The sequence below is a fragment of the Streptomyces sp. NPDC001606 genome (assembly GCF_053596835.1).
Genome location: NZ_JBSFHC010000013.1, coordinates 163,078 through 175,028, shown reverse-complemented (window position 1 = coordinate 175,028; position 11,951 = coordinate 163,078). Strand labels below are relative to the sequence as shown.

The following is an 11,951-nucleotide window of genomic DNA, read 5'->3' as shown; positions in this document are numbered from 1 at the left end:
GACCAGCATCCCCTGCCCATGGCAAGCCGGGGCACGAAAGTGGCCCGGCCGTCCGGCATTCGGGTCGGTGATCGGCTAGCGGCCGGAGTGGTCGATCACGTTGCCGTTCGAGCAGTTGTGGGTGTGATCGCCCACCCAGTCACCGAGGACAGGAACGACGGCCACCTCTTGGAGGCAGGCCGCTGCAGCGGAGAAGTTCCAGTTGTTCGCGGCGTTGACGGCGTTCCCCAGGTCCTCGCCGGTGTCGGCGTTGGCGGGGGCGGCGATGGCCAGGGTGGCCGCCGTGAGGGCTACAGTCGTGATGATCTTGCGCATGGGTCGTGCAACGACCGGCATCACTGGCAGGCACGGTCCCCGGTGGAGGTGTCACCCCGCGCACCCGGCGGCCGTGCCCGCACGTGTACGACCACCAGAAGCTCGTCCAGCTCTTCCTGAGGCTCTGGCCCACCGACGGCGGCATCATCCTCGCTGTCAGTGACCCTGGTCCCCGACCGCTGGTCCCTCGCGCCGGCGACGCCAGCGCCAGCGGGGGCCGCGGACTCGTCGCTATCCAGGCAATCGCCAACCGCTGGGGCTACTTCCCCTCGCAGCCGCACCCACGAACTGTAATCGGGACACGTCGGCAGGCTGCGCAGCCTTCTCCTCTGCCAGGGAATGAGGGTCTACGCCGAATCCACAGTTAATAGATTCCGCGCCTCGCTACCCGACCAAGGGAAGGCCTGGGCCGGCAGGTCAGACCGACAGCTTCGCGCTCCGCCTTGCCGCCCTCGGCGAGCAGCCGTGATTCCGACAGAAACGATCACACGAAGGGTTTTCCACAGGCTCATCGGATCCCATGCGATCTGGCTACGCTGTGCCCATGGCGGAAGAGGTAGCAGCAGCGGAAACGGATCTTGTGACCCGCACGGAAGCGAGGAGGCAGGAGTCATCTTCGGCTCTTGACCCCAAGGAGCGTGCGAAGCGAGGTCAGTACTTCACGCCTGCCCCCGCTGCGGACTTCATTGCCTCGTTGGCAAGGCTGGACCGCGCGGCCTCAATTCGGCTCCTCGACCCCGGCGCGGGGGCGGGGTCTCTGACCGCCTCGGTCGTCTCGCGCATCCTCCGGGAGCAGCCACAAGCCCAGATCAGCGTGACCGTTTGCGAGAACGATCCACAGCTTCACGAGACTCTCTCCGCAACGTTGGAAGACTGCGCGAGTACGGCCCGAGCGGTCGGCGGAAGCGTCAAGACCACCCTGGTGAAGGACGACTTCATCGCCTGGGCGACCGAGGATGCAGGGCTGTTCGGTGAGGATCGGGATCCGTTCGACCTCGTAGTCATGAACCCGCCCTACAAGAAGCTGGCCGCCAACTCACGTGAGCGGAGGGCAGTCGCTGCGGCCTGCACAGAGACCTCGAACCTCTACTCGGCCTTCATGGCACTGGGGATCCGTCTCCTCGCTCCAAGCGGCCAGCTCGTCGCCATTACGCCCCGAAGCTTTGCGAATGGCCCTTACTTCCGACCGTTCCGCAAGTATCTTCTGGACCGAATGCAGATTGACCGCGTACACCTGTTTGAATCGCGAAACAAGGTATTCGCCGATACGGACGTGCTCCAGGAAAACGTGATCTTCTCGGCGATACGGACCGACAAGTCTGACCGAGGCCCCATCGTCGTTTCCTCAAGCCACAGCTACGGCGGCGAGATCCGTAGCCGCTTGGTGGAGTACAGCGAGATGGTGCATCCAGAAGATGGCGAGCACTTCATCCACATTAGCGCAGACGAGGAAGACGCACAGCTCGCGGCTACTCATGCCAATCTCCCCGCCACCCTCACACAAATCGACTGCCAGGTTTCTACCGGACGCGTGGTGGACTTTCGCTCTAAGGAGCACCTGCGAGCCGACCCAGAAGGGGGAGCGGTTCCTCTCATCTATCCGCTTCACATGCGTAACGGCGGAATTTATTGGCCTGTACCTGGCGCCAAGAAAAGCAATGCAATCATGCTCACCCCAGACACCGAAAAGATGACTTTCCCGTCTGGCTATTACGTTGTGGTGAAGCGACTCTCCTCCAAGGAGGAGAAGCGCCGTGTGGTCGCTAGCGTTTTCGATCCCGAGGTGACACCGCACTCCCGGGTCGGATTCGAGAACCACGTGAACGTGTTCCACAGGGCAGGGGCCGGCCTCCCCCGGGACATCGCACGCGGCCTCTGCTTCTGGCTCAACTCCACACTGCTTGACCGGCTAATTCGTCGGTTCAGTGGTCACACACAGGTGAACGCGACCGACCTGAGGAACCTCCGCTACCCAAGCGAAGCTCAGTTGCAGGCCATTGGTAGGGAGTGGATAGAGGACGGGTGGCCCGATCAAGAGAAGCTCGACGACCTCGTCGAACGTCACCTAGAGCTGGATGAGGTCGTCTCGCCCGATGAAGCGTAGCGTCCGCAGGCACGGCCACAGAGTGGCTGATTTAACGTCGGGCATGGCGGAATCTTGCCGCTTCTGAATGCGGCTCCCCATCGCCTGGCAGCGCACCCCCAGAGGCCCTGTAGCCTGAGCCGCACTCACTGCATCGATGTGGCTGGGGAGGGCCAGAGAGTGACCAGAGAACAGCAGGAAAAGAAGCTCAAAGAGGCGAAGGAAATCCTCGCCTCTCTAGGGATGCCCGCGAAGCAGCAGAACACCCGGACCGCCCTGGTCCTGCTTGCCATGTTGGACCTCCGCCCGGATAAGGAATGGGCGGAGGCGAACTCCAACACACTCGGCATCACCGAGTGCATGGATTGGATGGCCGTCCACTATCCCGACATCCCGAAAGGGACTAAGGACCCGAGCAGGTACGCACCGAACAGCCGCGAGTCCGTGCGCAAGGAATCTGTCCACCAGCTCATCGATGCCGGCGTCCTCGTAAAGAATTCTGACGCCCCGGGCCGAGCCACGAACGACAAGAACAATCGATACCACCCGAGCCAGCTGGCCATAAAGGCGCTGACGACCTACGGGACCTCGGCATGGCACAACGCGCTTGACGAATTCCATGCCGAATGGAAGAAGCTGACCGATCTCTGGGCCGCCGAGAGGTCGGTTCACCGAGTGCCCGTCAGGCTTCCTGACGGGACGGAGGTCAAGCTGAGCCCTGGCGAGCACAGCGAACTCATCGGGGCTGTCGTCGAACGCTTCGCATCACAGTTCACCCCCGGAGGCACGGTCGTCTACCTGGGCGACACGGGCTCCAAGTGGATCGTCAACAAGCCCGAGTACCTCGCGGAGCTCGGCGTGGTCGTGGATGCCCACGGCAAGATGCCCGACGTGGTCATCCACTACACAGAGAGGGATTGGCTGGTGCTCGTGGAGGCAGTCACCTCCACCGGGCCAGTCAACGGTCTACGGGTCGCGCAGCTCAAGAAGCTCTTCGAGGGAGCGCGTCCGGGACTGGTCTTCGTCACTGCCTTCCAGACAAAGAAGAAGTTCCGACAGTTCGCAGCCGACATCGCGTGGGAAACGGAAGTCTGGGTCGCGGAAGAGGAGACGCACATGGTGCACTTCAACGGCGAGCGCTTCCTCGGCCCCTACGACGACACTCACGAATAAGCAGCGAGGGCCGCCCCGCGATGCGGAGCGGCCCTCAAACAGATATCGGCGACGACCTACTCTCCCACGAGGTCCCCCTCGCAGTACCATCGGCGCTGGCAGTCTTAGCTTCCGGGTTCGGAATGTTGCCGGGCGTTTCCCCACCGCTATGGTCACCGAAGAACTTGGCGCAAGCCCAAGGGCAAGCACTTTCGAGCGATGAGTATACAGGTAGCAGGACCATGCCATGGCCGTATCCTCCGCAGTCGCCCACCGGGCAGATGAAGGCTCCGACCAGATCTCGATCGGAGCCTTCATCGTGGCAGGACAAGGGCGGTAGGCATGGCAGCAAGGGTGCCTGCCGGTTGCCGGGGTGCGAGCCGGCGGATGATCTGGTGCTGGCTGTCCGAGCCCGCCCGCTGATCGTCCCGGCCGGGGACGCGTACTGGGGGCACACCTCGGGACGGACGCGCCCTCGCCGGACGGCGCCAGTGCATGGGACATTGCGCTGCTCAAGCAGTGGGCCCTGCTCGACAGCGTTCTGTGGGGAGGGAAGGCGGCTTCCTGCTGGTGCCAGGCGGCCAGACGCCAAGGCGGTCGGGGCCTCCTCGTCGTCGCTCGGCTCGCGAAAGATCTGTGGATCTCCGCGGCAACCTTTTCGGCCTCTGCGACCACTCGGTGGTGTCCGGCCAAGTGGTCCGGTCAGACGCAACGGCTGAAAGAGAGCACACGCGTGTCCCTGGAACGAGAGCCCAGACATGTCCCCGGCCCGCCCACGTCATCGGTGGCGTCCCGCGCCGACGGTGAGCGCGGTGGTCGTGCGAAGCACCGTGGCCGTCGGTTGCTGGCGCGTCGGGGTTTCTGGGCGGGTCTCGCCCTGGTGGTGGCGGCCGGCTCGGCTGTCGTGGTCAACCAGGCTTCGGCGGAGCAGAAGACCCTGGATCTGAAGAAGTGGTATGTGCTGGTCAACCGCAACAGCGGCAAGGTGCTGGACGACCGCGGTGCCGCCACGAACGACGGCGCGCCGGTGGTGCAGTGGGCGCGCCACGGCGGGGCCAACCAGCAGTGGCGGTTCATCGACGCGGGTGACGGCTACTACCGGCTCCAGAACCGCAGCTCCGGCAAGGTGCTGGACGACCTCGGCTGGTCGAAGAGCGCCGGTTCCGCCCTGGTGCAGTGGAAGGACCTGAACGGCACCAACCAGCAGTTCAAGCTGGCCAAGTCGCAGGACGGCTACGTCCGTCTGGTCAATCGCTTCAGTGGCCTGGCCGTCGACGTCCGCAACGGCGCCAAGGCCGACGGGGCCGACGTCGTCCAGGACCGCGACCGGGGCGGCGCCGACCAGCAGTGGCAGCTGGTCCCGGCCGGGAGTGTCGGCAGCGGTACGCCCACCGCGCCGGGCGACAGCTCGGCGAAGCGCTTCATGGGCAGCAGCACGGTGCTCATCGGCGGCTCGATGTCCGACGCCTCGGCGGCCGCCGCGCCGTTCGACGTGCGGTACGCCTATGTGCACAGCCAGCCCGCGCCCTCGTCGGACTACTACTCGGCGGCGCGCTGCCACGACGATTGGTCGGGCTGGTGGGGCTGCTGGAACGGCAGCACCACGGCGCCCGGCACCTACGTGACCTGGCGGGACTCGGTGGTGGCCCACGCGACGTACAAGGGCAGCCCGCGCCCGCAGAAGATGCTCTGGACCTGGTACTCGCTGCGCGACCTCGGGGACGCTGCGGGCCAGGGCGACGGTCCGGGCGAGGTCGTGGCCATCAACCGGCGCGACCTGCTCACCCGGTACATGAACGACTACCGGTTCTTCCTCCAGAAGATCGGCAACTCGAACGACATGATCGACATCGAGCCCGACTTCTGGGGTTACGTCCGGTCGCTCGGCGATCCGCACAAGGTTGCCGCGCAGGTCTCGGCCGCGAATCCGACGGACTGCGGATCGCAGGAGAACAGCGCCGCCGGACTCTCCCGCTGCCTGGTCGGCATGGCGCACAAGTACGCGCCGAACGCCGCCGTGGGGATGCACCTTTCCTGCTTCGACTGGGAGAACGACACCCAGAAGTGCGTCAAGGACTACGCGAGCCTCGGGGCACAGAACGCCGACTTCCTGGTCTCCGATGTGACGGACCGCGATGCGGGCTGGTACGCACAGCCGGCCCACGGCGGCCGTGACACCTTCTGGAACGACCAGAAGGCCGCTGCCCGCCTGGCGTTCTACAAGACGATGGCCGAGTCCGTGGGCAAGCCGGTGGTCCTGTGGCAGATCCCCGTGGGCAACATGGCGCAGAACAACACCCTGAACCACTACAAGGACGACAAGGTGGACTGGCTGTTCGGGCACATGGACCAGGTGGCGAACGCACACATCGCCGGCCTGCTGTTCGGTCCGGGGCAGCAGGAGCAGACCACCGCTGAGACCGATGGCGGAAACCTGATCAACAAGACCATCGCCTACCACAACGCGGGCGGTACGGCCCTCAAGTAGGCAAGCCGGCGAGACATGCGAATGCGACCCCATCGAAGAGATGGGGTCGCATTCTTCTTGTCAGCCGGATGGCCAGCCCGGATGGTCAGCCCGGATCAGGCCGGTTCAGCGCTGGAGGGTGAGGACACCCGGCCGCCACGGCAGTCGGTCGTAGGGACCGCTCGCGGAAGGCGACTTGCCCTGGTAGAGGAGCTGGAGGTTGCAGGGGTCGACGGTCATGGTCTGGTCGGGGTTGTCGCGGACCAGGTCACCGTGGCTGATGTCGTTGGTCCAGGAGGCACCGCTGTTGGCCTTGCCGGCGAAGGGGTTGCTCTCGGTGGCGGCCTGCGGGGTCCAGGAGCCGTTCAGGCTGGTGGCGGTGAAGGAGCGGAAGTAGCGCTGCTCGTTCGCGCCCCGCGCCTCGACGATCATCAGGTACTGGTTCTGACCCTTGACCTTGTAGACCTGCGGCGCCTCGAACAGGTTCTTCACCGAGTCGCTCATGACCGTCGTGTACGACGAGCCGAAGTTGCCCGGGAAGTTCCCGATCGGCATGCTCGCCCGGTAGATCTTGCCGTTGTCACCGGCGAAGAACAGGTACATGTTCCGGTCGTCGGCGATCAGGGTCTGGTCGATCGGGCCGGTGGAGGACTCGGTCTTGGGGATGCTGCCGGTGAACAGCGGCTGCGGCGCGGACCAGCCGCCCGGGTTGGTGGGGTCGCTCGACGTGCGGTAGGTGAAGGCCGACCCGCCCCACTGGGACGCCAGCACCCAGATCTTCTTGGGCGCGAAGTAGAACAGCGTGGGCGCCACCGCGGACTGGCTCATCCCGGCCTGGCCGGCCGACGCCATGTCCGACCAGTTCGTGAAGGGCCGGAACATCATCGAGCCGTACGACGCTCCCGCCACGCTCGACGCGTAGACCAGGTGCTTGCCGTTGTACGTGACGGTGGTGAAGTCCTTCACCGCGTCCCATCCGTTCGCCGGCTGCGCCAGCGCACCCGTGGACGTCCACCGGTACGTCGACGGAAGCGCACACGTGCTGCCCGTCTGCGGGGACGTGGTCGCGGCCGACGTCCTGAAGTTCCAGTGCTGGTTGGCGGCGCCGGCGCCCGCGTCCCAGATCTGGACGGGAGTGCCGTCGGCGGTCCGGCCGCCGGGAGTCTCCAACGCCCGGCCGCTGGCGACGTTGGTCAGCGTGTAGGAGCCGTCGCCGTTCCGGTGGGCCCGCCAGTGCTGGTTGGCGCCGCCGTTGGCGTCCCACACCTGCACCCTCGTGCCGTTGGCCGTCTGGTTGCCCGGCTCGTCCAGCACCCGGCCGCTGGCGACGTTGGTCAGCGTGTAGGAGCCGTCGCTGTTCTGGCTCGCCCGCCACTGCTGGTTGGAGGCACCGCCGGCGCCCCACACCTGGAGCGGGGTGCCGTTGCCGTTGTATCCCGCGGGCTCGTCGAGAACGCGTCCGGAGGCCGCGTTGGAGAGCGTGTAGACGGTGCCGGGGGTGATGCCCGCGGTCTGCGTGCCGTCGCCGCTGCCGCTGCCGCTGCCGCCCAGGGCGGTGAGCACCGAGCTGTAGGCGGGCTTCTTGTTGCCGCCCCCGTCGAACAGCAGCGGGTTCTCACCGGTGCGCCAGGAGTCGCTGTCCCGGATCCCCCACACCGTGATGCCGGTGCAGCGGGCGACGTTCATGCACGCCTGGACGGCGCCCGCGTACGCCGTCGGCGACGCCTGGGCGATGTCCAGCTCGGTGATCTGGACGTCCACGCCGAGCGCGGCGAACTTGGACAGGGTGGTCTGGAAGCCGGCCGGAGGGCCTCCGGCGCCGAAGTGGGACTGGAAGCCGACGCAGTCGATCGGTACGCCGCGCGCCTTGAAGTCCTTGACCATCGCGTAGACGCCCTGCGTCTTGGCGTCGGTCCAGTTCTCGATGTTGTAGTCGTTGTAGCAGAGCTTGGCCGAGGGGTCGGCGGCCCGGGCGGTGCGGAACGCCTCCTCGATGAAGCCGTTGCCCAGCACGTCCTGGAAGACCGAGCTGCGGTGCTGACCGCTGCCTCCGTCGGCGAACGCCTCGTTGACCACGTCCCAGGCGTAGATCTTGCCCTTGTAGTGGGACATCTCCGTGGTGATGTGGTTGTCCATCACCCTGCGCAGGGTGTTCGGGTCGGTGATGGACTTCACCCACTCGGGCAGCTGGCGGTACCAGACGAGGGTGTGGCCGCGCATCCGCTGGCCGTGCGCGGAGGCGTGGGCGACGATCTGGTCGGCCGGGCCGAAGTTGAAGGTGCCGCGGGACGGCTCGGTGGCGTCCCACTTCATCTCGTTCTCCGGGGTGATCATGTTGAATTCCCGGTCGAGAACGGTGGAGTACGTCGAGTCGCCGAGCCTGCCCGAGGCCACTGCCGTACCGAAGTAGCGGCCGCTGCCGGACGCCGCACCAGCCAGGGTCGGCGCCCCGGCGTGCGGCGTGTGTGCGGCCTGGGCGACCAGGGGTACGGCGGCACCGGCGGCGGCGAGGACCGCGGCGGCGGCGAGCACGCGACGGGCCGCCGGACGGCGGCGATGAGAGCGGTTCTGATCTGACAAGGGCATGTCCTTCTGGCACAACGGGCCTTGTTCCGGCCCCGGTTACCCGTCAGTTGCCGCCGTGCGCACAAAGGGTTGCCGCGGTGGAGGGAGGAGTTTTCCCGCTCGCCGTCCCCCACCCGGGTGCCGCGGCGTTCAGCGGGTCGGGACGAACCCTCCCCGGACCGACCCGGAGCCGCCCGGACCCTGCGCGTCGACGCGGTAGCCGTCGCCCGCGGCAGTGCGCTTGCCGTTGCCGTTGTTGAACTGGGCGGCGAACTCATACCCCCCGGCCGGCACGGTCAGGCCCGGCTTGAGGACCCAGCGGTAGACCAGCGTGCCGCCGGCCTCCTGGACGGTGACGGTGAAGTCGGCGCCCGGCAGGGTCTGCCAGGTGCCGGTGCTCTTCACCCCGCCGGTCTGCACGATCCGCATCTCGACGGTGAGGGAGGTGAGCGGCCGGGTCGTCTTGAGGACGAGGTTGCTCTGCGTCCAGTAGACGGTGCTGCTCGGGTCCACGGAGCCGGCCGCCGACAGCGCGCCGCCGGGGCTCTCGCCGGCGGTCGGCGAGGGGCTGCCGGCCGGCGGAGTCGGGCGCGCGCTGCCCGGGGTGGTGACCGGGGCCGGCGCGACCGGGGTGGGCCGGGCGGGTCGGGGCGATGTCGGGTGCGGGGAGCCGCCGGTCGGGGACGGGGTGGCGGGCGTGGTCACGGTGGCCGGCGGCGACGAGTGCGCGACGATCGCGGCGACGGCGAGGCCGCCGGTCGCCAGGATGCCGGTGGCGGCGAGCCCGGCGAGCGCGATCCTGATCCCGGACCTCGCGAACGGCCGCGCGCGGTGCCGGACGGCGGGGCCGGCCATGCCGCGCTGCACCCGGGCCAGCATCCTTGCGCGGTCGGGCCGGTGGTCCTCGGCGGCCTCGCGCAGCCGACGGGTGATCTCCTCGTTCACCGGTTCCTCCTCCCTGCCACCAGGTCCCCGGCCGCGCGTGCGCCCAGCATCCTCTCCAGCTCGGCCATGCCCTTCGAGGTCTGGCTCTTGACCGTACCGACCGAGATGCCCAGCGCCGCCGCCGTGTCCTTCTCCGACAGGTCGAAGGCGTGCCGCAGCACCACGCAGGCCCGCTTGCGGAACGGCAGCCGGGCGAGCGCGCCGCGGACGTCCAGCACGGCCGCCACGTCCGGCCCCTCCGTCTTCTCGGTGGTGCGCGACCAGAACAGCGTGATCCGGCGTCGTTCGCGCACCGCGCTGCGGATCCGGCCGCGCGCCAGGTTGGCCACCACACCGCGGGCGTACGCGAGCGGATGGTCGGCCCGCCGCAACCGGTCCCAGCGCTGCCACAGGGCGACCAGGGCATCCGCCGCGAGGTCGTCCGCCGCGTCGGTCTCGCCGGTCAGCAGGTGTGCGAGACGGGCGAGTTCGGCATAGTGGCGCTCGAAGAACTCATGGAACTCCGCGGACGCGTCATCGAGGACCATCCCCCGGTCGCCCTCTCCTGGCAGATGATGTGCGCGTTGGTTGCGCGTTTAACAACAACGGGTGGCGCAGCCTAACAGTGCCCGCCGCCCGCCACCGACCCGGCAGGGAGGCCTACGGGGCGACCCGTACGGGTGCCGACACCGTCGTCTGGTCCGTCTCCGAGGTGCGGACCGTCGCCTTCAGGGTCCAGGTGCCGGGCAGCGGGAGGCGGAAGGAGTCGGTGGCCCAGTAGCCGCCGCGGTCGGTGATCCTCGTGTCCAGGGGGCCGATGCGCCGGGCGTCGAGGGTCAGGGTGACGCGGAGTTCGGGGACCGTGGACAGGCCGCCGTCGGGGCCGTAGACCACCGCCTGGACGGAGGTGCGGCCGACCCGGCCGGGGTCGAGGGTGATCTGCACCTTGCCGTGGCCGCCGGGGCTGCCGGTGTCGAAGGGGAGGGTGGTGACCGAGGCGGTCGGGATGCCGGCGGTGGCCGTGGGCCCGGTGGCCTCCTCTGTCGCCGTGCGCCCCGGGGCGGTCGCCGTGAGCAGGGTCGTCAGGACCATCACCACCAGGGCCACGGCCGCCTCGGCCAGCACCGAGCGGCGCAGCTGGGGCAGGGCGGCCCCGGTGGACAGCCGGGACGTCCAGGTGCGCGAGCAGGCCGCCGCCAGCAGCAGCGCGGCGACCGCGGCCAGCTTGGCCAGCAGGGTGCGGCCGTACGACGTCTCGGTGAGCGCCTGCCAGGAGCCGAGGCCGCGCCAGGACTGGTAGGCGCCGGTCACGGCCAGGACCACCACCGAGGCGAGGGCCAGCCGGGAGAAGCGGGTCACCGTCGTGTGGACGCCGGAGGCGCCCGGCAGGATGCGCAGGAGTGCGGCGAGACCGCCCAGCCACGCGGCCATGGCCAGCAGATGCAGGGTCGCCACGGTGATCGCGGGCACCACCTGGATGCCGGCCGCGGCGTGTCCGGCCGCCGTCCAGGTCAGCGCCAGGGGCAGGGCGAGGGCCGCCGCGGTGACCAGGGCGGTGCGCCGGGTCCGCCGCAGCAGCACGACGGCACCGGCCAGGAGCAGCAGCGCCAGGCGGACGAGGAGCAGCGCGCCGGGGCGGGTCGTCGCCGTGTGGGCGAGGGCGGAGAGGGTGAGGGCGCTGGTGGGGGACGTTCCCTCCTCATAGGGGGCGCGCAGCAGGAAGACGGCGGTGGTGGCGGCCACGAGGGTGCCGGCGGCGGCCGTGGCCGGGGCGCGCAGGGGGGCCGTCGTGGACGGGCGGCAGTACGCCACGAACGCCGCTGTGCCCAGCAGGAGGGCCAGGGAGAGATAGGCGAGGTAGCGGGCGATGGTGTGCAGGGCGGTGGTGACCGGGTTCTCCGCGCGCTGCGGCGGCGGCCCCGGCGGTGTGGCGCTGGGCTCGCCCACCGAGAAGGTGAACGCGCCGGACACCGGGTGGCTGTCGGCCGAGACCACCCGCCAGGCGACCGTGTAGGTGCCGGACGCGGCCCGGGCCGGGAAGCCGACCCGGACGGTGTCCGAGCGGCCCGGGGCGTGCTCGGCGGGGCCGGTGCGGACGGGGTGGTTGTGCGGGTCGTAGATCCGGACGGAGTCGGTGAGCAGGGCGACCGACTCGGTGAAGGCGAGGGTCAGCTGCCGGGGCGCGGTGCGCACCACGCTGCCGTCGGCGGGGTCCGTGCCGCGCAGGGCGGCGTGCGCCGCGGCGGGGGCCGCGGTGCCGAGCAGCAGCAGCGGGAGCAGCAGCAGTCCGAGAAGGAGGTTCCGCAACGGAAGGCGGCCCGGGCGTGCCTCGTCCGTCCGGCGCACGTCGTCCACCTGGTCCCTCCCTCACCCGATGCCGGCCTGCCGCCTGCGCTCGGCTGCCTGTCGCCTGTCGCCTCGGTAGAGGTACGGAGCGACGGGCCG

The 11,951-nt window shown here is 68.8% G+C and carries 8 protein-coding genes and 1 rRNA gene; 3 read left to right on the top strand and 6 right to left on the bottom strand.

The window, feature by feature from the left end; translation table 11 throughout:
- Positions 1 to 75: 75 nt before the first annotated feature.
- Positions 76 to 315 carry a hypothetical protein gene (locus ACWCV9_RS23800; protein ID WP_450789330.1) on the bottom strand — a complete coding sequence of 80 codons (240 nt, stop codon included), beginning with the start codon at positions 313 to 315 and terminating at the stop codon, positions 76 to 78.
- 544 nt (positions 316 to 859) lie between these two features.
- Between ACWCV9_RS23800 and ACWCV9_RS23795 the strand changes: the two genes are divergently transcribed.
- Positions 860 to 2,419: an Eco57I restriction-modification methylase domain-containing protein gene (locus ACWCV9_RS23795; RefSeq protein ID WP_450789328.1), complete on the top strand. Its 1,560-nt coding sequence runs from the start codon at positions 860 to 862 to the stop codon at positions 2,417 to 2,419.
- A gap of 159 nt (positions 2,420 to 2,578) precedes the next feature.
- Positions 2,579 to 3,571, top strand: a complete 993-nt coding sequence (locus ACWCV9_RS23790) for a BsuBI/PstI family type II restriction endonuclease (protein WP_450789326.1) — start codon at positions 2,579 to 2,581, stop codon at positions 3,569 to 3,571.
- 43 nt (positions 3,572 to 3,614) lie between these two features.
- Here the strand turns inward: ACWCV9_RS23790 and rrf are convergent.
- Positions 3,615 to 3,731: ribosomal RNA gene (rrf, locus tag ACWCV9_RS23785) — 5S ribosomal RNA — on the bottom strand.
- A gap of 660 nt (positions 3,732 to 4,391) precedes the next feature.
- On the opposite strand from rrf, the gene ACWCV9_RS23780 reads away from it, so the two are divergent.
- Positions 4,392 to 6,038 (top strand): RICIN domain-containing protein, encoded by a 1,647-nt coding sequence (locus tag ACWCV9_RS23780; protein ID WP_450789324.1) that lies wholly within the window; start codon positions 4,392 to 4,394, stop codon positions 6,036 to 6,038.
- Positions 6,039 to 6,143: 105 nt separating this feature from the next.
- On the opposite strand, the gene ACWCV9_RS23775 is transcribed toward ACWCV9_RS23780, so the two are convergent.
- The 4 genes from ACWCV9_RS23775 to ACWCV9_RS23760 all read right to left on the bottom strand — a co-directional run bounded on the left by ACWCV9_RS23775 (position 6,144) and on the right by ACWCV9_RS23760 (position 11,861).
- Positions 6,144 to 8,603, bottom strand: coding sequence for a non-reducing end alpha-L-arabinofuranosidase family hydrolase (locus ACWCV9_RS23775; protein ID WP_450789423.1), 2,460 nt, complete (start codon positions 8,601 to 8,603; stop codon positions 6,144 to 6,146).
- A gap of 129 nt (positions 8,604 to 8,732) precedes the next feature.
- A complete protein-coding gene (locus tag ACWCV9_RS23770) occupies positions 8,733 to 9,527 on the bottom strand; it encodes a hypothetical protein (RefSeq protein ID WP_450789322.1) in 795 nt (264 codons plus the stop codon).
- Positions 9,524 to 10,054 carry a SigE family RNA polymerase sigma factor gene (locus ACWCV9_RS23765; protein ID WP_450789320.1) on the bottom strand — a complete coding sequence of 177 codons (531 nt, stop codon included), beginning with the start codon at positions 10,052 to 10,054 and terminating at the stop codon, positions 9,524 to 9,526. Before ACWCV9_RS23765 ends, ACWCV9_RS23770 begins: the two co-directional genes overlap by 4 nt.
- Positions 10,055 to 10,166: 112 nt before the next feature.
- The gene (locus ACWCV9_RS23760) at positions 10,167 to 11,861 is read right to left on the bottom strand and encodes a copper resistance CopC/CopD family protein (RefSeq protein ID WP_450789318.1); all 1,695 of its coding nucleotides are present in this window, start codon (positions 11,859 to 11,861) and stop codon (positions 10,167 to 10,169) included.
- Between the last annotated feature and the right edge of the window lie 90 nt (positions 11,862 to 11,951).

Coding starts and splice junctions, on each gene's coding strand:
- ACWCV9_RS23795 (WP_450789328.1), top strand. CDS start 860: ATGGCGGAAGAGGTAGCAGCAGCGGAAACGGATCTTGTGACCCGCACG.
- ACWCV9_RS23765 (WP_450789320.1), bottom strand. CDS start 10,054: ATGGTCCTCGATGACGCGTCCGCGGAGTTCCATGAGTTCTTCGAGCGC.
- ACWCV9_RS23800 (WP_450789330.1), bottom strand. CDS start 315: ATGCGCAAGATCATCACGACTGTAGCCCTCACGGCGGCCACCCTGGCC.
- ACWCV9_RS23775 (WP_450789423.1), bottom strand. CDS start 8,603: ATGCCCTTGTCAGATCAGAACCGCTCTCATCGCCGCCGTCCGGCGGCC.